The 17912-nt window shown below is 66.6% G+C and carries 19 protein-coding genes; 8 read left to right on the top strand and 11 right to left on the bottom strand.

Annotated elements, in window-relative coordinates; genetic code table 11:
• Positions 1-7: 7 nt before the first annotated feature.
• Both paaB and paaA read right to left on the bottom strand, forming a co-directional pair.
• The gene (gene paaB / locus GUY23_RS00900; RefSeq protein WP_166968869.1) at positions 8-367 is read right to left on the bottom strand and encodes a 1,2-phenylacetyl-CoA epoxidase subunit PaaB; all 360 of its coding nucleotides are present in this window, start codon (positions 365-367) and stop codon (positions 8-10) included.
• The gene (gene paaA / locus GUY23_RS00895) at positions 364-1398 is read right to left on the bottom strand and encodes a 1,2-phenylacetyl-CoA epoxidase subunit PaaA (RefSeq protein ID WP_228282626.1); all 1035 of its coding nucleotides are present in this window, start codon (positions 1396-1398) and stop codon (positions 364-366) included. The genes paaB and paaA overlap by 4 nt, the downstream gene beginning before the upstream one ends.
• Positions 1399-1981: 583 nt before the next feature.
• On the opposite strand from paaA, the gene paaI reads away from it, so the two are divergent.
• The 3 genes from paaI to GUY23_RS00880 all read left to right on the top strand — a co-directional run bounded on the left by paaI (position 1982) and on the right by GUY23_RS00880 (position 4716).
• Positions 1982-2497: a hydroxyphenylacetyl-CoA thioesterase PaaI gene (gene paaI, locus GUY23_RS00890; protein WP_166968867.1), complete on the top strand. Its 516-nt coding sequence runs from the start codon at positions 1982-1984 to the stop codon at positions 2495-2497.
• A gap of 188 nt (positions 2498-2685) precedes the next feature.
• Positions 2686-3981: a phenylacetate--CoA ligase PaaK gene (gene paaK, locus GUY23_RS00885; protein WP_166968865.1), complete on the top strand. Its 1296-nt coding sequence runs from the start codon at positions 2686-2688 to the stop codon at positions 3979-3981.
• A 96-nt stretch (positions 3982-4077) separates the two neighbouring features.
• Positions 4078-4716 carry a TetR/AcrR family transcriptional regulator gene (locus GUY23_RS00880; protein WP_166968861.1) on the top strand — a complete coding sequence of 213 codons (639 nt, stop codon included), beginning with the start codon at positions 4078-4080 and terminating at the stop codon, positions 4714-4716.
• 51 nt (positions 4717-4767) lie between these two features.
• Here the strand turns inward: GUY23_RS00880 and GUY23_RS00875 are convergent, their stop codons facing one another.
• The 3 genes from GUY23_RS00875 to GUY23_RS00865 form a co-directional block, all read right to left on the bottom strand.
• Positions 4768-5181 carry a PIN domain nuclease gene (locus tag GUY23_RS00875; RefSeq protein ID WP_166968859.1) on the bottom strand — a complete coding sequence of 138 codons (414 nt, stop codon included), beginning with the start codon at positions 5179-5181 and terminating at the stop codon, positions 4768-4770.
• Positions 5172-5381 carry a type II toxin-antitoxin system VapB family antitoxin gene (vapB, locus tag GUY23_RS00870; RefSeq protein WP_166968857.1) on the bottom strand — a complete coding sequence of 70 codons (210 nt, stop codon included), beginning with the start codon at positions 5379-5381 and terminating at the stop codon, positions 5172-5174. The genes GUY23_RS00875 and vapB overlap by 10 nt, the downstream gene beginning before the upstream one ends.
• Before the next feature lie 77 nt (positions 5382-5458).
• Positions 5459-6100: a TetR/AcrR family transcriptional regulator gene (locus GUY23_RS00865; protein WP_166968855.1), complete on the bottom strand. Its 642-nt coding sequence runs from the start codon at positions 6098-6100 to the stop codon at positions 5459-5461.
• A 67-nt stretch (positions 6101-6167) separates the two neighbouring features.
• On the opposite strand from GUY23_RS00865, the gene GUY23_RS00860 reads away from it, so the two are divergent.
• Genes GUY23_RS00860 through GUY23_RS00850 form a run of 3 tightly spaced genes read left to right on the top strand, consistent with a single transcriptional unit; the run spans position 6168 to position 10293 of the window.
• Entirely contained in the window at positions 6168-7742 is a 1575-nt protein-coding gene (locus GUY23_RS00860) for a glycerol-3-phosphate dehydrogenase/oxidase (protein ID WP_166968853.1), read from the top strand.
• A gap of 5 nt (positions 7743-7747) precedes the next feature.
• Positions 7748-9400 carry an FAD-binding oxidoreductase gene (locus GUY23_RS00855; protein WP_166968851.1) on the top strand — a complete coding sequence of 551 codons (1653 nt, stop codon included), beginning with the start codon at positions 7748-7750 and terminating at the stop codon, positions 9398-9400.
• The gene (locus tag GUY23_RS00850; protein ID WP_166968849.1) at positions 9397-10293 is read left to right on the top strand and encodes a diacylglycerol/lipid kinase family protein; all 897 of its coding nucleotides are present in this window, start codon (positions 9397-9399) and stop codon (positions 10291-10293) included. Before GUY23_RS00855 ends, GUY23_RS00850 begins: the two co-directional genes overlap by 4 nt.
• A 75-nt stretch (positions 10294-10368) precedes the next feature.
• Here GUY23_RS00850 and paaZ read toward each other — a convergent pair whose 3' ends face one another.
• Positions 10369-12405: a phenylacetic acid degradation bifunctional protein PaaZ gene (gene paaZ, locus GUY23_RS00845; RefSeq protein WP_166968847.1), complete on the bottom strand. Its 2037-nt coding sequence runs from the start codon at positions 12403-12405 to the stop codon at positions 10369-10371.
• Between the two features lie 284 nt (positions 12406-12689).
• Here paaZ and GUY23_RS00840 point away from each other — a divergent pair, with 284 nt between their 5' ends.
• On the top strand, positions 12690-14054 hold the full coding sequence (locus GUY23_RS00840; protein ID WP_166975396.1) for an MFS transporter: 1365 nt from the start codon (positions 12690-12692) through the stop codon (positions 14052-14054).
• Positions 14055-14093: 39 nt separating this feature from the next.
• Here the strand turns inward: GUY23_RS00840 and GUY23_RS00835 are convergent, their stop codons facing one another.
• Both GUY23_RS00835 and GUY23_RS00830 read right to left on the bottom strand, forming a co-directional pair.
• Entirely contained in the window at positions 14094-14528 is a 435-nt protein-coding gene (locus tag GUY23_RS00835; RefSeq protein ID WP_228282623.1) for a type II toxin-antitoxin system VapC family toxin, read from the bottom strand.
• Positions 14467-14718, bottom strand: coding sequence for a type II toxin-antitoxin system Phd/YefM family antitoxin (locus GUY23_RS00830; protein ID WP_166968845.1), 252 nt, complete (start codon positions 14716-14718; stop codon positions 14467-14469). Before GUY23_RS00830 ends, GUY23_RS00835 begins: the two co-directional genes overlap by 62 nt.
• 239 nt (positions 14719-14957) lie before the next feature.
• On the opposite strand from GUY23_RS00830, the gene GUY23_RS00825 reads away from it, so the two are divergent.
• A complete protein-coding gene (locus GUY23_RS00825; protein WP_166968843.1) occupies positions 14958-15959 on the top strand; it encodes a threonine/serine dehydratase in 1002 nt (333 codons plus the stop codon).
• 46 nt (positions 15960-16005) lie between these two features.
• Here GUY23_RS00825 and GUY23_RS00820 read toward each other — a convergent pair whose 3' ends face one another.
• From GUY23_RS00820 to GUY23_RS00810, 3 genes are all read right to left on the bottom strand, one after another.
• Complete coding sequence (locus tag GUY23_RS00820) at positions 16006-16197, bottom strand: hypothetical protein (RefSeq protein ID WP_166968841.1); 192 nt, start codon at positions 16195-16197, stop codon at positions 16006-16008.
• 52 nt (positions 16198-16249) lie between these two features.
• The gene (locus tag GUY23_RS00815; RefSeq protein ID WP_228282621.1) at positions 16250-17140 is read right to left on the bottom strand and encodes an ABC transporter ATP-binding protein; all 891 of its coding nucleotides are present in this window, start codon (positions 17138-17140) and stop codon (positions 16250-16252) included.
• Positions 17141-17300: 160 nt separating this feature from the next.
• The gene (locus GUY23_RS00810; RefSeq protein ID WP_166968837.1) at positions 17301-17834 is read right to left on the bottom strand and encodes a GNAT family N-acetyltransferase; all 534 of its coding nucleotides are present in this window, start codon (positions 17832-17834) and stop codon (positions 17301-17303) included.
• Between the last annotated feature and the right edge of the window lie 78 nt (positions 17835-17912).

The following is a 17912-nucleotide window of genomic DNA, read 5'->3' as shown; positions in this document are numbered from 1 at the left end:
CCCCTCCTCACATGTGGGGGACATCGGCGGGGATGTCGTAGAAGGTCGGGTGGCGGTAGACCTTGTCGCCGCTGGGGGCGAACATCGGGTCCTTCTCGTCCGGGCTCGAGGCCGTGATGTCAGCTGCGCGGACGACCCAGATGCTCACGCCTTCGTTGCGGCGGGTGTAGACGTCGCGGGCGTGGTGGAGAGCCATCTGATCGTCGGCGGCGTGCAGGGATCCGACGTGGACGTGGTTGAGTCCGCGCTTGCCGCGCACGAAGACCTCGTACAGCGGCCATTCGCCGCGGGTCGCGTTCGCCGAGGTGGCACTCGCGTTCGTCTCTGTTCCGTTCGCCGAGGTGGAGCGGGGGTTGGTCTCGGTCATTTCGCTGCCTCCTCGGCGGGGGTGGAATTGTTCGCGTTCGACGCGGTGGCGGTGGAGTCATCGGTGGGGGCGGCCGCCTCGGCGGTCTGGTTCTCGGCGAAGGCGAGTGCGGCTTCACGCACCCACGCCCCTTCGTCCCATGCGCGCTTGCGGTGGGCGACGCGCTGGGTGTTGCAGGGGCCGTTGCCCTTGACGACATCCCAGAACTCATCCCAGTTCGGGGTCGAGAAGTCGTAGTGTCCGCGTTCCTCGTTCCACTTGAGGTTCTCGTCGGGGAAGGTCACGCCGAGGGCCTCGGCCTGCGGAACGGACATGTCGACGAACTTCTGACGCAGCTCATCGTTCGTGTGGGTTTTGATGCCCCAGGCCATCGACTGTTCGGTGTTCGGGGAATTGTCGTCGGGCGGGCCGAACATCATCAGCGCAGGCCACCAGAAGCGGTTGACCGATTCCTGGACCATCTCGCGCTGGGCGTCGGTGCCGCGCATCATCGTCATAAGCAGTTCGTAGCCCTGCCGCTGGTGGAAGGACTCTTCCTTGCAGATGCGGATCATCGCGCGGCCATAGGGTCCGAACGAGGTCCGGCACAGCGGCACCTGATTGCAGATTGCGGCACCGTCGACGAGCCACCCGATCGTGCCGACATCCGTGTAGGACAGGGTCGGATAGTTGAAGATCGAGGAGTACTTCTGCTTGCCGGCGACGAGCTTCTCGGTGAGTTCATTGCGGGTGGCACCGAGCGTCTCTGTGGCGGAGTAGAGGTAGAGGCCGTGGCCGGCTTCGTCCTGGACCTTTGCGAGCAGGATCGCCTTGCGGCGCAGCGAGGGAGCGCGGGAGATCCAGTTGCCCTCGGGCTGCATGCCGATGATCTCCGAGTGCGCGTGCTGCGCGACCTGCCGGATGAGCGTCTTGCGGTAGGCCTCGGGCATCCAGTCCCGGGGTTCGATCCGATCCTTCGCATCGATCGTCGCGTCGAACTGCGCCTGCAGCTGCGCTTCGTCGTAGCGGCTGTCGTTCATCTGAGTTGTCATGACCACTCCACCCTTGGATGTGCCCTTGTCAGGACCTGCCTCGGTCAACGGCTGCCGACTCCGCGTGCGGGTCGAACCCTGTTGCGGAACCCTGTTACGAGCTCTGCCCCGCGGCAACCATTTACTGACCGTTTGTTCTGTATTGTTGCTACCAGTGTCGCACACCCCCGCCCCGGGTGCAATGCAGCACCCGGAAAGTCGCGCGAACACCACACTCCCCCGCCACCTTCTCGCCGAAACAACGGTGGAGCGCCGAGAACACTGCGCACGCACCGTGGTCTCGGCGCTGCGGCGTTGTTTCGGCACCTGGGGCCGTACTGAACCACTCCCGCTTGACGATCCGTGCGCGATCGCCGGAACCATGCTCGCCGGAACTTGACAGAGACGCCGATCACAACGATATTTATTGACCAGATGGTCGTTTATTCGCTGGCACCCTCCACCAGAGGGATCGCCGGGGATCGTCCGCCGTCGTCCACGCGTCTCGGTCGCCGCCCACAAGGATCCGGATCGCCTACCGTGGAACCGCCCGCCCAACACGAGCAGAGACTCACGCACACAGCGACTCGAGGAGGAGCCGACTATGGGACAGCCCACCCACGACACCACGACGACCTCGGCGGCGGGCGCAAAGCCTGCGGACGCGAACCCGGCCGAATCGAACCCGACCTCGGAGGCGAACGCAAACCCGACCGCCGCCGACCAACTCACTGGCGCGGCTGCGATGTTCGCCAATGATCGCGCCTCCCAGCACCTGGGCATCACCGTCGATGACCACGGCCCCGGGTGGGCGCAGTGCTCGATGCGGGTCTCCGAGATCATGACCAACGGCCATGACATCACCCACGGCGGCTACATCTTCCTCTTCGCCGACACGACCTTCGCAATGGCCTGCAACTATCCCGGATCGATCACGGTCGCCTCGGGCGGAGACATCGACTTCCTCAAGCCCACCCACCTCGGCGACGAACTCGTCGCCCGCGGACACGAGGTCATCAAGCAGGGACGCTCGGGCATCTACGACGTCACCGTCACCCGCGGCGATGAGATCATCGCGACCTACCGCGGCCGCTCCCGCACCCTCCCACCCCGCAAGTGACCCAACCAGCCACCCAACCCAACCTGGCACGCACCCCGACCTGCGCGTGACCACGCACCCCACGCGCCACCCCACCCCAGCCACCCGCTGACGAACCAGCACCGGCAACGGAGCCCCACCTCGGCGGTCATCGGATCCACAGCACCTTGCGGATCCGACTCGAAGAAGAATTGCGCAAGGAGACGACAATGACTGACACCGACCTCGACGCCGGCGAACGGATGAGCCTGGACGAGCTGCGCGCCGATCAGCTGAAGAACCTCAAGGCCACGGTGACCTCCGTGTACGAGAACGTGCCGTTCTACCGGAAGGCCTTCGACGACCTCGACGTCACCCCGGCCGATGTCACGAGTCTCGACGACATCGCGAAGCTGCCGTTCACGAACAAACAGGATCTGCGCGACAACTACCCGTTCGGGCTCTTCGCGGTCCCGCAGGAGCAGGTCGCACGCATCCACGCGTCCTCCGGCACGACGGGACTGCCGACGGTCGTCGGGTACACGACGGGCGACCTCGATCGGTGGGGCGGCCTCATTGCCCGCTCCATCCTCGTCGCCGGGGGAAAGCGCGGGCAGATGATGCACAACGCCTACGGGTACGGCCTGTTCACCGGCGGTCTCGGGGTGCATGGTGCCGAACGGCACGGGTTCACCGTCGTGCCGATCTCCGGTGGTCAGACCCCTCGGCAGGTGCAGCTGATCCAGGACTTCAAGCCCGATCTCATCACCGCCACCCCGACGTACCTGCTCACGATCCTCGACGAATTCCGCAAGCAGGGCATCGATCCGACGACCACGAGCCTGAAGACCGCGATCTGCGGTGCCGAGCCGTGGACGGATGAGATGCGCAAGGAGATCGAGCAGTCCTTCAACATCAACGCCGTCGACATCTACGGCCTCTCCGAGGTCATGGGACCCGGTGTCGCCTGCGAGTCCGCCGAGACGAAGGACGGACCGACGATCTGGGAGGACCACTTCTACCCGGAGATCGTCGACCCCTTCACCGGCGAGGTGCTGCCCGACGGCGAAGAGGGCGAACTCGTCTTCACCTCCCTGACGAAGGAGGCGCTGCCGATCATCCGCTACCGCACGCACGATCTCGCGACGCTGCTGCCGGGCACCGCGCGCCCGAACTTCCGCCGCATCTCGCGCATCACCGGACGCTCCGATGACCTCATGATCATCCGCGGCGTCAACGTCTACCCCGCCAACGTCGAGTCCGTGCTCTTCGAGTTCACCGGGCTCAGCCCGCACTTCCAGCTCGTGCTCACCCGCCCGGGCCGGATGGACGAGATGACCATCGAGGTCGAATCCCGCGAGGGCATCGGCGCCGTCGAACTCGAGGGACTCGACCGCCTGGTGGCCGCGCGCGTCAAGGAGCGCCTGGGCGTCTCGTGCACCGTCGACATCAAGATGCCCGGCGACCTGCCGCGCTCGGTCGGCAAGCTCAAACGCATCATCGACCGCCGCGAAGGCGTCCGCTGAGACCGATGAGGATGATCGCCGAGGTGGGAGTGCCGGCCGTCGCACCCGTGACCCGCATCACGGCGCTCGCCGAGGTGGCCGATTAGACTGATGCGCATGCCCGAATCGTCCACACCCGAGCCGACCTTCGCCGAGGCGACCGCCCCCAAACGCTCCCGTCGTGGGCGTCCCGGCTACGACCGGGAGACACTCATCAACAAGGCGACCGAGGTGTTCGTCGCGCGCGGCTACGACGGCACCTCGATGGACACCGTCGCCCGCGAGCTGGGCATCACGAAGTCCGCGATCTACCACCACGTGAAGTCGAAGGAGGAGCTGCTGCGGTTGGCGATCAACCGCGGCATCGATGCCCTCGACTCTGCCGTCGAGATCGAGAGCCAGCGTGCGGGGATGGGCGCGCTCGAGCGCCTGCGCCTGGCCGTGCACGCCAGCGTCGTCATCCTCATCGAGTACCACCATTCCGTGACCCTGCTGCTGCGGGTGCGCGGGAACTCGGCCGTCGAGCGTGAGGCCATCGAGGCCCGGCGCCGCATCGACGCGAAGATCCGCGCTCTCGTCGAGGCGGCCATCGCCGAAGGCGGCCTGCGTGCGGACTTCACCCCGGGCCTGGTCACCCGCCTGCTCTTCGGGATGGTCAACTCGATCACCGAGTGGTATCGCCCGAGCTATCCCGTCGCCCCCGGTGTCATCGCCGAGGCGGTCACCTCGATGGCCTTCCATGGCCTCGAGAAATAGGGACGCAGAGGCGTTGAGACCCGGACTTCGGGATGCGAGTTCACGTAGCCGTCAGTCGATACGCGCCAACGGCTGTCCTGTGATCTCGGCGATCAGGTCGAAGTCTTCGTCCTGATGCAGGACAACCAATCCATGCACCTCGCCGATGGCCGCAATGAGCAGGTCAGGAACCGACGGCGCCCTGTGATGTCCTCGTCCAGCGAGAATTCCCTGCACTTCGACAGCCCGGCGCTCAACCGCGGGAGTGATTCCGGCCAATGGCATCAACGCGATCGGCGGCTCCTCGACCTTGACGGACCAATCCGCCGGACTCATCGCTGAATAGCCGACTTCGAGCAGAGTGGCCACCGAGATATGAACGAGACCTCTGTTGATGCGATCAAGCCATGTCTCTGCCGACTGGCTCCGAGCGATCCGCACCAATGCAGATTTGTCGATGAGCCAGGATGCGGCGGTCACTCCCATGCCCCCGCCATATGCTCGCCATCGCCCAGCAGGTCGAATTTGCGAAGATCCTCAATCGTCGCACGCGCATCCGATCGAGAGGCCTCTCGATCAATTGTCCGGCGCAGGTATTCCGCGCGGGACAGGCCCGCTCGGCTTGCGAGGGCATCCACTCTCGATAAGGTCTCCGCTGACAGATTCCGAATCAGCACATCAGTCATCACGCACCACCCCTAGATATCTCATGAAATCAATTCGCTCAGGAATCCGGAACCGCACGGCCCTGACGCAACCGAACTCACCCGAGGCCGAACCCGAGGGCCGACATCACGGCGGCCACGATCCAGTTCAGCGTCTCGTCCATCTCGGTCAGAAACTCTTCACGCGGGGGCTGATAGCCGCTGATCACCCAGTCGACGACGAGCTGGAGTCCCGCACCAACGAGCACATCGCCGAGGATGCGCTTCCGTTCCGCGGTCAGCTCCGGCCCGTTGACCGACGTTGCCAGCCGGTCGACGAGTTCGTCACCGATCGAGCGCGCGTGCCGGCGATAGAGTTCGTCCACTCGTGGACTCACCCCGAGGACTTCGAAGAGGTGGACCTTCGCCTCGACTGGATGGCTCTGCGCCCAGGCGAGGAAGGCCGAGATGAAGCCGCGCAGCACCTCGGGCGCGGTCTCGCCGTCGGCGGCGAGCACTGCGGCCCGGAGGTCGGCGACCACACGTTCGTAGACCGCGCACAGAAGGTCCTCCAGCGCGCTGAATGATTCGTAGAAGTAGCGCTTGTTCAGTCCGGCCGCCTGGCAGATGCCTCCGACTGTGGCGGCCCGGTAGCCCTCGGTGCCGAAGAGCGAGATCCCAGCGGCGATGACCTGCTCACGGCGGGCATTTTGGCGTTGCTCGCGGCTGGCACCGGCATAGGGACGTCCGACATCACTCACACTGTGATCTTGACAACATCCCCTCTGGATTGCAAACTGGCACGACTTAGTACCAGAAAGGTCGAGTATGACTTCCACTCCCTCAGGGGATGCCGCGCTCAATGCGGCACAGCGCACCCAGGACCTCGCCGACGCAGCGGCGGACGACACGGTCGACATCGTCGTCATCGGCGGCGGCTTCACCGGCGTCGGCGTGGCTCTCGACGCGGCGAGCCGTGGGTTGAACACCGTGCTCATCGAACGCGTTGACCTCGCTTCGGGCACGAGCAGCTGGAGTTCGAAACTCGCCCACGGCGGGCTGCGCTACCTCGCGAAGCTCGACTTCCCCATCGCCTGGGAGTCCGCGGTCGAACGCGGTCGGCTGATGACGCAGATCGCCCCGCATCTCATCCGCCCCGTCCCGATGCTCTTCCCCCTGCACGCCGGCAGCAGCCGCAAGGACGCCGTGACGACCGGGGCCGGCTTCGTCGCCGGTGATGTGCTGAGGATGCTGGCACGAACCCCGAAGTCGGTCCTCCCACACCCTAAGCGCGTCTCCGCCAAGGCCATCGCCCGCCTGGCTCCCGCCACCACCACGAACGGGCTGCGTGGCGGCCTGCTCAGCTGGGACGGGCAGCTCATCGACGATGCCAGGCTGGTGCTGACGATCGCCCGCACGGCCGCCGCCGCCGGTGCCCGCATCATCACCTACGCCACCGCCACCGAGGTCGAACCCGGCCGAGTCCACATCACCGACCGCCTCAGCGGAGAAGAGCACACGATCCGCACGAAGCAGATCATCAACGCCGCCGGGGTCTGGGCCGACGCCCTCTCCGACGATGTCGAACTCGCCCCGAGCAAGGGCTCACATCTGCTCGTGAGAGCCAAGCGCCTCGGCAATCCGACGGCCGCCGTCACCGCACCGGTGCCCGGTCACTTCGGCCGCTTCGTCTTCGCCGTGCCGTGGCACGACGGCCTCGTGATGATCGGGCTCACCGACGATCCGCACAACGGACCCATCCCCGAGCGGGCGCGCCCCGACGGCGATGAGACCACGTTCCTGCTCGACACCGTCAATGCGGTACTGGAGGATCCGCTGACCCCCGAGGATGTCGTCGGCAGCTACGCCGGTTTCCGGCCGCTGCTCAAGAGCAAGGGCGAGTCCAGTGCCGACCTCTCCCGCAAGCACGCGCTGCTCCGGGATACTCGCACCGATGTCGTCACCATCGTCGGCGGCAAGCTCACCGGCTACCGGCGCATGGCCGAGGATGCGGTCGATGCCGCCGTCGAGGCGGGCGGGCTCACGGCCGGACCGTGCCGCACCGCCACGCTGGGCCTGACCGGCATCGGTCCCCCGGCACCCGGGACCTCCGAGCGCCTCGTCGCCCGCTATGGCACCGACGCCGAGGTGGTCGCCGCCTATGCCGCCGACGATCCCGCACTCGGACAACCGGTAGCCGAGGGGATCCCCTTCACCGGCGCCGAGGTGCGCTTCGCCGTCGAGCACGAACTCGCCGTCACCGTAGACGATGTCATCGACCGGCGGACCCGCTGGGGTCTCGTCGATGCCGACCGGGAGGACTTCGCAGCGGCGGTGCGCACCCTGGCTCCCGAACTGACCGGCACCCTCAAGGACGCCGACACCCTCAAGGAAGAAGGATGACCAGCATGGACACCACACAACCACGGATGCGCTGGTGGGGCTGGGGTGAGGACGGCCACGACGGCCCAGTCAAACCTGGCGCGAAGACGATGCTCACGAAGGTGTGCGGCTGGCCGAAGGGCGTCCACCGCCCACCCGCCGACCTCGAGAACGTCGACCTGCCGAAGTCCACACTCCCGGCGGGCGCCCGGACCCGCTTCGAGGCCGTGCTGGGTGACGAGTACATCCGCGATGATCATGCCACTCGCGTCTCCCACGCAGCAGGGCGCAGTGTCCCCGACCTCATCCGACTGCGCGGCGGTCGTCTGCCGTTCGCGCCCGACGCGGTGCTATACCCCGCTTCGGACACCGAGGTCGACGAGCTGCTGAGAATCTGCTCCGACGAGCGCATCGCCGTCGTCCCGTTCGGCGGTGGAACGAGCGTCGTCGGAGGCATCGACGCCTTCCGGCCGGACTTCCACAGCTGCGTGTGCATCAGTCTCGCCCGCCTCGGCGAGGTCATCGACATCGACGAGGAGTCCCTGACGGCAACCGTCCAAGCCGGGGTCTTCGGCCCCGACCTCGAGGAGAGGCTGCAGGCCGAAGGGTTCACCCTCGGCCACTTTCCTCAGTCCTTCGAATTCAGCACGGTCGGCGGTTGGGTCGCCACACGCTCGGCCGGTCAGCAGTCCACCGGGTACGGCCGCATCGACGCGAACGTGCTCGGTCTGCGCGCCTCGACGCCGAGCGGACCGATCGAACTGCGCTCGACCCCGGCCTCGGCGGCCGGACCGAACCCGCGGCAGGTCCTCGTCGGCTCTGAGGGAACGCTGGGCATCATCACGCAGGCCACCCTGAGCATCACACGCCTCCCCGAGGCCACGCTGCCCGACGCCTGGTTCTTCCCCGATTTCCATTCGGGCGCGACCGCTCTGCGGGAGATGGAGCAGAGCGGACTGCGTCCCGACATCGCGAGGCTCTCCGACGTCAACGAGACGGCGTTCGGTCTCGCACAGCTCGGCAGCGACCTCCAGCGCAAGGGGCTGCAGGCGTATCTCAATGCGCGCGGCGTCACGACGCCGTGCCTGATGGTGCTCCGCTTCGACGGTCGCAGGCCCGAGGCACGATCGCGGCGTGCCGAAGGCCGCACGATCGCCCGACGACACAAAGGGGTGACCATCGGCGGCACCCCAGAGACGCAGTGGGAGAAGCACCGCTTCTCGACCCCCTATCTGCGCGATCAGCTGCTGACCGAGGGCATCGTCGTCGACACGATGGAGACGGCGGCGCCGTGGAGCATGATCGAAGACCTCCACGCAGAGATCGGATCGCAGATCGAAGCGACAATGGCTGCCCGCGGCACTCCGGCCTTCGTCCTCTGCCACATCTCTCACCTCTACTCCTCGGGCTGCTCGCTCTACTACACGGTCTTCGCCCGGCAGGAAGAAGGCACGGAGCTCGAGCAGTGGAAGGCGTTGAAGACGGCGGCGAGCGAGGCCATCGTCGCAGGCGGCGGAACGATCACCCACCATCACGGCACCGGCGCGGACCATGCTCCCTGGCTGTCTGACGAGACCGGTGAGCTGTGGCTGACAATGCTGCGCGCAGCCAAGGCCGAGGTCGACCCGGCGGGGATCATGAATCCCGGCAAGCTCATGAACGGACCGAGGGCACTATGAGTCCGGCGACCGAACAGGCGACCGTCCCTGTCATCCTCAATCCCTCCGCCCGCAACGGCGCAGTCCGGAAGCGGATCGCACCGCTGACGAAGGTCCTGGCCGCAGACGGCTTCACTGCCGAACTCGTCGAGAGCACGAGCGAAGAGCATGCGACGCAGCTCGCCGCAGGATTCGCCGAGCAGGGAGCGCCGATCGTCCTCTCGCTCGGTGGGGACGGCATGGTCCGGTCCGTCGCGGCGGGCCTCGTCGGCACGGATACGGTGCTGGGCATCGTGCCAGGGGGTCGCGGCAACGACTTCATCGGCAAGCTCGGCATCCCGAAGGATGTCTCGGCCGCCGCCGGTCTCATCGCCGCCGGCCGCAATCGCACCATCGATGTCCTCGACCTCGACGGGCGCGTCTGCGTCGGCAACGTCAGTCTCGGCCTCGACTCGCAGGTCCAGGTCTTCGCCGATTCGGTCAAACGGATCCGCGGCCACTGGGTCTACCTGTACGGACTGGTCCGTGCGATCGTCCGCGCCCGCCGCATCGAGCTGGCGCTGACCGTCGACGGCGAGCGCATCGACTTCCGGGGGTTCTCTGCCGGATTCGCGAACTCCGGACGGTACGGGGGCGGCCTGCGGCTCTCGCCGGCAGCCGAGATCGACGACGGCCTCATCGACGTGGTGCTCTTCACCGACGCCGCCATCCCACTCCTGGCTGTGGAACTCGTGGCCTATATGGTCGGGGCCGGACGTCGACTCCACCCGCACATCCGCTTCACCCGGGCCCGCGAGATCCACATCGCCACCACGGAACCGATGGAGATCGTCGCTGACGGCGATGCGGTGGCACAGACACCGGCGACCGTGCGGATCCGCCCGGCAGCGCTCACCGTTCGCGTCCCTGCCTGAATCTCATTCCGTGCGAATCCCAAACCGCCCAACCGGCTGCCCTCGCCTGTTCGACGGGGACAGCCGACCCGGCCCTCAGTACTCCTTGGCCACGAGGGTGAGCACGTCGTAGTTCGCGACGGGTTCCTCGTTCTGATTGACGACCTGAGCGTCCCAGCGGACCTCGCCGTATTCGTCGGTCTCGCGCGGGGTGATGCGCTTCGCCGTCAACGTGACCTTGAGCCGATCCCCCGGGGACACGGGCGTGATGAAGGTCAGCCCTTCGAGGCCGTAGTTCGCGAGCACCGGGCCCGGGTCCGGCTGGACGAAGAGCCCGGCGGCGAAGGACACGATGAGGTAGCCATGCGCCACGCGCCCCGGGAAGAAGGGATTCGCCGCAGCCGCCTCCTCGTTCATGTGAGCGTAGAAGGTGTCGCCGGTGAAGTTCGCGAAGTGCTCGATATCGTCGAGAGTGACCTCGCGCCATTCGGACTCGAGCGCATCGCCGATGCGCAGGCCGGCAAGCGACTTCGTGAACGGATGATCGCCGAGGTGGCGCTCCGAACCGTTCACCCATTCCCCGCCGATCGCGGTGAGCATGTCCGGGGAGGCCTGGATCGCGGTGCGCTGCATGAAGTGTTCGACGCCGCGCAGTCCGCCCATCTCCTCGCCGCCGCCGGCCCGACCCGGACCGCCGTGGATGAGGTTCGGCAGGGGTGATCCGTGACCGGTCGACTCCTCGGCGTCATCGCGGTCGAGGACGAGGATGCGCCCGTGCCAGGGAGCGACCCGGCGGACGAACTCGGTGGCGAATTCGGAGTCATGGGTGACGACCGACCCGACCAGGGAGCCCCGGCCACGGGCGGCCAGACGGACGGCCTCCTCGGTGTCGGTATAGGTGATGATCGAGGTCACGGGCCCGAAGGCTTCGATGTCGTGGACGGCATCGACCCAGGCGTCGTCGGCCTGGAGCACCGTCGCTGCGACATATGCGCCGCCGTGCTCGGCGGCCAGACGGTCGGACTCCTCACGACCGCCGGTGAGCAGATGCGCTCCCCCGGCGAGGATCTCATCGACCGCGTCGAGGACGTCGCTGCGCTGCTTGTCGGAGACCACGGGGCCCAGGCGGGTGGACTTCTCGCGCGGGTCGCCCACGCCCTGGGTGGAGAGCTTCGCGATGATGGCTTCGCCGACCGCCTCGGCGTGGGCCTGCGGGACGATCGTGCGCCGGATCGCGGTGCACTTCTGTCCGGCCTTGACGGTCATCTCTGCCACCACCCCGTCGACGAAGAGGTCGAATTCCTGAGAGCCGGGGCCGGCGTCGGGTCCGAGCAGGGAGAAGTTCAGGGAGTCCGCCTCGGCGAAGAAGCGGGTGCCGCGCTCGGTCACACAGTCGAGCCCGGAGAGGCGACGCGCGGTGGCCGCGGAGCCGGTGAAGGCGATCGCATCCTGTTCGGCGAGGTGATTGAAGAGCGGGGTGACGTCGCCGCTGATGAGCTGGATGGCGCCGTCGGGCAGCAGCCCGGATTCGACCATGTCCGCGACCACGGCGCGGGTCAGGTGAGCGGTGTCGGTGGCGGGTTTGACGACGACGGGGACTCCCGCGACGAACATCGGGGCGAACTTCTCGAGCATGCCCCAGACGGGGAAGTTGAAGGCGTTGATCTGGCAAGCCAGCCCCTGCCGGGAGGTGAGGATGTGGCGGCCGACGAAGGTGCCGTTCTTCGACAGACGCTCGATTCCGCCGTCGAGGTGGACCGTCGAATTCGGCATCTGCCGACGCGCGACGCCGGAATAGGTGAAGAGCGTGCCGATGCCGCCTTCGATGTCGACGAAAGCGTCGCGCTTCGTGGTGCCCGTCGTGAATGAGATCTCGTGGTAGCCCTTGGCGCGCTCCATGAGGTAGCCGCCGAGCTTCTTCAGTATCACCCCGCGCTGGTGGAAGGTGAGCTTCTGCAGTTCGGTGACGCCGGTGGTCTTCGCATGGTCGGCGACGGCGGCGAAGTCGATGCCGGAGGAGCTGACCTCGTGGAGGAGTTCACCGGTGCCGGCATCGCGGACGGGACGGGCGGACTCGGCCGCAGCGGGCGTGTGCCAGTCTCCAGCCACATAGGAACTGAGGATGTCGGTCATGCTTTGCTCTCCTGGTCGAACACTGTCTCCCGGTTCACGGCGACCGCTTCCGGCACCGCTGCCGCTTCCTTGAAAATATACTAACCAATCGGTCGGTAATTGTCATCGGAGACTCCGGCGCGAAGAACCAGAAGAACAAGTGGCGCACGGCACATCCCTGATCTATGATCGACTAGAATTACTGACCAAGTAGTCACAATATGGCCGCACTCCGCATCGGCGCGGGATCGGCCATCGTCGACATCACGAGTCTGTCGACATCACGAGTCAATGGAGACCCACTCATGTCCGCCACCGCATCAGACCCCACCACACCGAATCCGGCCGAACCGCATTCGATCACCCGCGAGGAGCGCAAGGTCCTCGCCGGCACCCTCGTCGGGACCACCATCGAGTGGTACGACTTCTTCATCTACGCCCAGGCCGCCGGCCTCGTCCTCTCGACGCAGTACTTCGGCCCGCTCGCCGCCGACAATCCGGCACTCGGTCAGATCATGGCCTGGGCTTCTCTGGGGATCTCCTTCCTGTTCCGGCCGTTGGGCGCGATCATCGCGGGCCACCTCGGCGATCGGATCGGGCGGAAGAAGATGCTCGTGCTCACGCTCATCCTCATGGGGGCCGCGACCTCTCTCATCGGCCTGCTGCCGACCTATGCCGCGATCGGCGTCGGTGCACCGATCCTGCTCACCCTGCTGCGGATCCTCCAGGGCTTCTCGGCCGGCGGTGAATGGGGCGGGGCGGCTCTGCTGTCGGTCGAACACGCGCCGATCTCCAAGCGCGGCATCTTCGGGGCCTACCCGCAGATCGGGGTGCCGGTCGGGATGATCCTCGCCACTGGCGTGATCTGGATTCTGACCACGACGCTCAGCCCCGAGCAGTTCGCGAGCTTCGGCTGGCGGATCCCGTTCCTCCTCTCCGTCGTCCTCGTCTTCATCGGCTATTACATCCGCCGCCAGGTCGAGGAGTCCCCTGTCTTCGCGGAGCTCGCCGAACGCAGGGCCGAATCCTCCGCACCGCTGGGCACGCTGTTTCGGAAGAACACGAAGGAGGTCATCCTCTCCGCGGTCATCTTCATCGGCAACAACGCGGTCGGCTACATGATCATCGCGTTCTTCGCCGCCTATGCCTCCCGCCCGCTCGCCGAGGGCGGATCGGTCGGCCTCGACCGGGCACCCGTGCTGCTGGCGACGACGCTGGCGAGCTTCGGGTGGTTGATCTTCACGATGTGGGGCGGAGCGCTGTCGGACCGGCTCGGACGCGTGCGCACCTTCCAGATCGGCTACGTCCTGCTCATCGTGTGGCTCATCCCGACGTTCCTCATGATCGATATGGCGAACATCTGGATGTACGGCATCGGCATCTTCGTGCTCACCGTCGGCATGGGCCTGTCCTACGGGCCGATGTCGGCGATGTACGCGGAGATGTTCCCCGCCCAGGTCCGCTACTCAGGAGTCTCGATCGGCTATGCGCTCGGTGCGATCCTCGGCGGTGCCTTCGCCCCGACGATCGCCGAGTCGCTGCTGGCCGAGACCGGTTCGTCGATCTCGATCGCGATCTACATGATCATCGTGTGCATCATCTCGCTCATCGGGGTCAGCCTCGTCAAGGAGACGAAGGGCGTCGACCTCGGCATCACGAAGCATCACTGAGACAGTCCGCCCGTCTCCTGCGGGTGGATCCTCGTCGACTCACCCGACTCCGACAACAGGCTCGCCGTACGCCACGACCTTCGAATCGGCAGTCAGCAGCTCCAGCCCCTCGGTCCGGGCCTGCGCTACCAGGATTCTGTCGAATGGATCCTGGTGGATGGCCGGCAAGTCCTTAACGGCTATGGCGTGTGTCGATGTGATCGGCAGCTCTCGATATCCGTTGTCCAGAAGCCCCCGCCGGAGAATGCGTGGATTGATCGTGAAGTCACTGCGGGCCAGCGACGACTTGATCGACACTTCCCAGATGCTTGCAGCACTGAACATCAAGCTGGTGGACACATCACTGATGCGCTCATTCGCCTCCGCACTCAGTTTCTCGGGTTCGTACGCCGCCCAGAGCAGCAGATGCGTATCAAGCAGAAGCGGCACCGTCTGCTCCGAACAGATCTGCGATTCGGTCGGCTTCGAGCTCATCGAAGTCATCGGGCACGGTCCCGTGGCCGACAAGGAACCCCAACCGCTGTTCACGGTCGTCCGCGTCGTAACGAACGAGCTTCGCCACGGGCTTTCCCGCGCGCGCAATCGTCACCGTCTCACCCTCCGCGACGTGTTCCAGCAGTCGGGACAGCTGGGTCTTGGCCTCATGGATGTTCACGATGGTCATGGATACCCCTCCTCGAATGAACTTAGTTCACCAGACTTAGTCCAGTATTTCACAATGGACACCCGAGAGGAACAGTCACGTCGGGACTGTTTTCAGCTCCTGCTCGCCCGAGCTCATCTCCTTGTACCCAAAATATTGGTCGATCCACCGCGTTCTGGGCGCCCGGACCACGGTGGATCGACCGAACAATCCGCCGCGGAGACTGACACCGTGCAGCACCTCTCGCATAGGCTGAGGAGATGACTGAACTGACGTACGCCGACGTCGAGGCGGCCGCCGCACGGATCGCCGGACGCGTGCGCCCGGTGGCGGTCGCCTCGGCGCAGCCGGGGAACCTGCCCGCCGCGGAGACCGACACCGGTGCCGCGTGGAGTGCCGCGCCGATGACGGATCCGGCCGCCTCGGGGCTGTACTTCGCGCTCGAGTTCATGCAGTACACGGGCACGTTCAAGGCCCGCGGTGCGCAGAACTTCATCCGCACCCACCTGGCCGAGGGCACCTTCCCCGAGGCGGGAGTGACCATCGCCTCGGGCGGGAACGCGGGCCTGGCCTGCGCGTGGGCCGCCCGCGAGGCCGGGGTGCCCGCGACCGTCTTCCTCCCGGAGACCGCGCCGGAGGTCAAGGTCGCCCGCCTGCGCTCCTACGGCGCCGAGGTGCGGCTGATCGGTCGCGAATACGCCGAGGCGGCCGCCGCCTGCCAGGAATTCGTCGCCTCATCGGGGGCGCTGGCCTCGCATGCCTACGATCATCCGCTCATCGCCGCAGGCGCCGGCACGGTGTTCACCGAGATCCTCCGCCAGGTTCCCGACCTCGACACTGTCGTCGTGTCGGTCGGCGGGGGCGGGCTGTTCGCCGGTGTCGCGACGGCGGCGACCCACCATGGAGTACGGACGATCGCGGTGGAACCGGAGAACTGTCGAGCGCTGAACGCGGCGATCGAAGCAGGCGAGCCGGTCGACGTGCCGGTGGATTCGGTGGCCTCGGATTCGCTGGGAGCGCGGAGGGCCACCCCGCTGGCACTGGACGCGGCGGGGTCGGACCTGGTCACCTCGGTGCTCGTCAGCGACGCAGCGATCATCGGTGCCCGCGCGCACCTGTGGAACCAGCACCGGCTGGCCGTCGAACATGCTGCGGCCACAGCATTGGCCGGGATCCATGGTGAGGGAGCCTACGTGCCGAGCGAGGGAGAGAAGGTCTGCGTCGTCCTCTGCGGGGCGAACACCGGACTCGGCGATCTCTGATCAATCGAACTCTGTACTGGTGAAGCTGGCGCAGGTGGTGCCTGCGTCAGCGTGTTCGGTCGCCGTCCTTGGACTTCAGTGAGGCCTTGATGAGGCCGAAGATGGCGAGTGCCACGACGACGGTGATGATGGCCTTGACGAGGAACCACGCGATCGAGAACGCGACGTTGACCACCCACCACGCGATGATGATGGCGACGATCGCGCCGATGATGCTCCACGCGGTACTCATCTTCATGCTTCAAGCCTAGGAGCATGCGCGTGCACGTGCAATGACGGTCAGGGCGGCCTCAGTCGACCCGCAGCCCGCAGGTCACCAGCGGCGCCGCGGCGCCAGCCCGCCGTCGCGTCTGCCCAGCGGCGTCAGCCGACCGTTGCACTGTGACGGAGCCAGCACCACGCACAGCCCGCGCCGACCACCGACGGTCGGCGAAGCCGACCTCGATCGGGTGGTCGAAGGCGGCAGAGACCTGATCGGAGGTGAGCACCTCGGCGATGGGCCCCGCCGCGGTCAGTCGTCCGTCGGAGATGAGCGTGGCATGCGAGGTGGTCTCGGGGATCTCCTCGAGATGGTGGGTCACGAGCACGGTCGCCAGTTCCGGCGAGCGCACGGAGAGGTCGTCGATGGTCTCAAGCAGATGTTCGCGCGCGGCGACGTCGAGGCCGGTCGTCGGCTCGTCGAAGAGCAGCAGCTGTGGGTCGCAGATGAGCGACCGGGCGACGAGGGCACGGCCCCGTTCCCCCTGGGACAGCACCTTCCATCCGGCGTCGGCACGGGCGGACAGCCCCACCTCGGCGATCCGAGCTTCGGCCTTCGCAAGGTCCTCGGTGCTCGGCTCCCAGCGCATCGGGCGTTCGATGGTGCCGGTCAGCCCCGTGAGGACGACCTCGGTCACGGTGAGGTTCGAGCGCAGCGGGTGGCGCGGGTTGACGTGCCCGATGAGGCGGCGCAGCGCGGCGAGTTCGACCCGGCCCATCCGCTGTCCGAGGATGTCGACCGTGCCCGAGGTCGGGAACACCTGCGCCGAGGCGAAGCTGAGCAGCGTCGACTTTCCGGCCCCGTTGGGTCCGATGAGCACCCAGTGCTCGCCGGCGGCGATGCGCAGATCGATCCCGTGCAGGATCTGCGTCTGCCCACGTCGGAACGTCACATCGGCGATGTCCAGGACGGTCTCGGCCACGTCGCACTCACCTTTCAGATCGGGGTTTGCGGGCCCTCCCAACGGGAGGCCGCACGGTCCCGGGCCGCTGTCTGCGGCCGGGCCCATTCGATTCTAGGACCCACCCCGCCGAGGCGGCCGCCACCTTGCGATACAGACGTTCCACATCCTGGATCAGGGTTCAGGATCGGTGAGGCTCAGATCCGTCGAGGTCCTTCGTAAAGCCGTGGATGCCGATCTCCTCGGCTTCGAGAGCAGGGTCGAAGAGCGGGGTGTAGCCGTTCTTGAGGTAGAGGCGCACGGCTTCGGGCTGGCGGGGTCCCGTGGTCAGATACACCCGCGTGTAGCCGAGGCGACAGGCCTCGTCCTCGAGTTCGACCAGCACACGACCGGCGAGTCCGCGACCACGATGGTCGGCATGGGTCCAGATCCGTTTGAACTCGGCAGTGGACTCGTCGCAGCGCATGAATGCTCCGCCCGAGATCGGCTCCTCGTCGTCGAGCAGCAGGATGAATGCCCCGGTGGGGGCCGCGAACGCCTCGGGAGGGTAGCGCAGGATCTCGGTCCGCGCGGGCTGTTCGTGCACGTCTCCGTACCGCTCGTCGTACTCGCGCTCGAGGTCATCGAGCAGCGGAGCGCCGAGCGGGTCGTCGTAGGAGACGCGGACGAAGTGCTGCTGGGACTCTGGCGCCGAGGTGGTCCCCGGTACGGTCATGAGCGGATCCTTTCGCGAGTTCACCGGTGCAACGCTCGGAACACCTGGAGATCTTCCCGGTTGTCACCATGGTCACAG

It is taken from the genome of Brevibacterium atlanticum (genome assembly GCF_011617245.1).
Taxonomy (GTDB): Bacteria; Actinomycetota; Actinomycetes; order Actinomycetales; family Brevibacteriaceae; genus Brevibacterium; species Brevibacterium atlanticum.
This window is presented reverse-complemented; position numbering and strand designations above follow the sequence as displayed.